At 68.9% G+C, this 2954-nt stretch carries 2 protein-coding genes and 1 rRNA gene; all 3 read left to right on the forward strand.

Translation table 11 applies throughout. From position 1 onward, the window contains the following. Positions 1-929 (forward strand): C40 family peptidase (locus tag QZ433_RS05085; RefSeq protein WP_295780408.1); only part of this gene is annotated, 929 nt, incomplete at its 5' end. 74 nt (positions 930-1003) lie between these two features. Further along, positions 1004-2236: a 23S rRNA (adenine(2503)-C(2))-methyltransferase RlmN gene (rlmN, locus tag QZ433_RS05090; RefSeq protein WP_295780410.1), complete on the forward strand. Its 1233-nt coding sequence runs from the start codon at positions 1004-1006 to the stop codon at positions 2234-2236. 501 nt (positions 2237-2737) lie between these two features. Beyond that, positions 2738-2954, forward strand: a 16S ribosomal RNA gene (locus QZ433_RS05095); the annotation flags it as partial.

Consider the following 2954-nt stretch of genomic DNA (forward strand, 5'->3'; position numbering starts at 1 on the left):
CCGAGGCGCTGCCCGCACCCGCCGCTTCCGCTCCGTCCCCGACGCCGGCCGACCCGGTGCTCCGCCGCCCGCGCGGTCGCCGCTCGGCGCTCGGCCCCGCAGCCGCCCGGTCCACCTTCGTGGAACCGACGAAGCACCCCCGCGTCGTCGCGATGCGCCCCGTGCCCGTGGCTGCCGCCGGGTCCGCCGTGCTGTCCCGCACCGCGTCGCTCAGGGCCGAGCGTGCCCTGGACCCGAGGCACGTCCGCCGTGCCGCGAACGCCAAGCGCGCCGCGATCCTCCTCGCACCGGCGCTCGCCGTGACCTCGAGCCTGACGCTGGCCGTCCCGGCGAACGCGGCGACCCCGTCGACGGGAGCGCACTCGGGCACGACGACCTCGCAGGCCGCGCTCGCCGGCGTCCCGGCCACCGAGCTGCAGACCTACACCGTGGCGCACGACGTCGAGGTGCCCGTGACCGCGATCGACGGCGTCTCGACCACGACCACCGTGGTCTCCTACCCGACCGTCGTGACCCGGTTCGGCGTCACCACCGCCCAGGCCGAGTCGGCGATCTCGGCGGCGCTGTCCGCCGGCGGCGACCGCGCCACGATCCTCGCGACCGCGCTGCAGTACCTCGGCGACCCCTACGTCGAGGGCGGCGCCTCCCACTCGGGCATCGACTGCTCGGGGTTGACGATGGTCGCGTACGCCGCCGTCGGGATCCCGCTCGTGCACTACGTGCCGACGCAGGACGCCGCGGCGACGACCATCCCGGAGTCGGAGGCGAAGCCCGGCGACCTCGTGGTCTACGACAACGAGGACCACGTCGGCATCTACCTGGGCCAGGGACTCGTCCTCCAGGCGCCGCACCCGGGCGAGGTCGTCGACATCGTGCCGATGTACCCGGCCGCGCACCACTTCGCACGCCTCCTGCCCGCCGGCGCCTGACGGGCACCGGGCCCTGCGCGACGGCCCGGACCGCCCGTCCAGCAGCCGCGCCGGGCCTCCCGTAAACTGGCGTGATGGCCTCCGACACCTGCACCCCGTTCGAAGAGCAGCGTTCTGCTCGTCCGCAGGTGCGTCCGCGCACCGAGGGTTGGACCCAGGCGCAGGACTCCGCGGGCCGCCCGCTCCTGCAGTTCGCGTCGCCCAAGCGGGGCAAGCCGCCCGTGCACCTCGCCGACCTCACGGTCGAGGAACGCATCGAGAAGGTCAAGGAGCTGGGGCTGCCCGGGTTCCGCGCCAAGCAGCTCTCGACCCACTACTTCACGCACTACACGTCCGACCCGGCGAAGATGACCGACCTGCCGGCCGCTCAACGCGACGAACTCGTCGCGGGCATGCTCCCGCCGCTCCTCACCGAGACCCGTCGTCTGGCGACCGACAACGGGGACACGATCAAGTTCCTCTGGAAGCTCCACGACGGTGCGCTCGTCGAGTCGGTGCTCATGCGCTACCCCGGTCGGATCACGCTGTGCGTGTCGTCCCAGGCCGGCTGCGGCATGAACTGCCCCTTCTGCGCCACCGGACAGGCGGGGCTCACCCGGAACATGTCGACGGCCGAGATCATCGAGCAGATCGTCCGGGCCAACGCCGCGATCGCCGCGGGGGAGCTCGGGGGCGACCCACGCAAGGGCGGACAGGACCGCGTCGACGCCGAACGGGTGACCAACATCGTCTTCATGGGCATGGGGGAGCCGCTGGCGAACTACAAGCGCGTCATGGACGCCGTCCGCACGATGGTCGCCCCGCAGCCGAACGGGCTCGGCATGAGCGCCCGTGGCATCACCGTCTCGACGGTCGGTCTCGTCCCCGCGATCAAGAAGCTCGCGGACGAGAACATCCCGATCACGTTCGCGCTCTCGCTGCACGCGCCCGACGACGAACTCCGCGACGAGCTCATCCCGGTGAACTCGCGCTGGAAGGCCGACGAAGCCATCGACGCCGCGCACGAGTACTACGCGAAGACCGGGCGCCGTGTCTCGATCGAGTACGCCCTCATCAAGGACATGAACGACCACGCCTGGCGCGCCGACCTGCTCGCCGAGAAGCTCAATGCACGCGGTCGTGGCTGGGTGCACGTCAACCCGATCCCGCTGAACCCGACGCCCGGCTCGGTGTGGACCTCGTCCGAGCCCCACGTGCAGGACGAGTTCGTCCGCCGCCTCAACGCCGCCGGCATCCCGACCACCCTCCGCGACACCCGCGGCAAGGAGATCGACGGGGCGTGCGGCCAGTTGGCTGCGGCTGAGTAGTCGGCTGGTCAGGTCGGCCTGGAGGCACGGTGCGGGTCCGCACCGTGCCTCTCGTCGTTCCCGGGGTCACCCGCGGCGGTCGGAGCCGCCGTGGTACCCCGACTCCCGCGTGCTTCCGGGGAAGTCGGGGTACGACACGCCCGGGATGCGGCACGTGTTGGCGCTGCCGTTCACCTCTGCGTAAAGTAATCACTCGTTGCCGCTGAGGCGGAGAACGGAACGGCCGGAACGGTCACCTCCGAGTCTCGCCCGGGCAACGAACCAGCCTCTCTGACGACGTCCGCTGAACTGTGGGCCGAGTGGGGAGTGCGTCTGGTCCTTGAGAACTCAACAGCGTGCACATTGTCAATGCCAATTTATTGACCCCGTTGCACAGTGCTTGTCCCTGATGGGGTGCGCACGGTGTACGGAGACAATTCCTTTTGGATTGAAGATTGTCAGTAGACAGTCAACAGTCAAGATCAACTCGGCTGTGTTCTTCGGGGCATGGTTGGTAATTTTTTTACGGAGAGTTTGATCCTGGCTCAGGACGAACGCTGGCGGCGTGCTTAACACATGCAAGTCGAACGATGAAGCCCAGCTTGCTGGGTGGATTAGTGGCGAACGGGTGAGTAACACGTGAGTAACCTGCCCCTGACTCTGGGATAAGCGTTGGAAACGACGTCTAATACTGGATACGACTGCCGGCCGCATGGTCTGGTGGTGGAAAGATTTTTTG

This window comes from uncultured Microbacterium sp. (assembly GCF_913776565.1).
Classification (GTDB): Bacteria; Actinomycetota; Actinomycetes; order Actinomycetales; family Microbacteriaceae; genus Microbacterium.

What these genes read in the sequence shown, in the direction of transcription:
- rlmN (WP_295780410.1), top strand. Translation starts at nt 1,004, where the DNA reads ATGGCCTCCGACACCTGCACCCCGTTCGAAGAGCAGCGTTCTGCTCGT.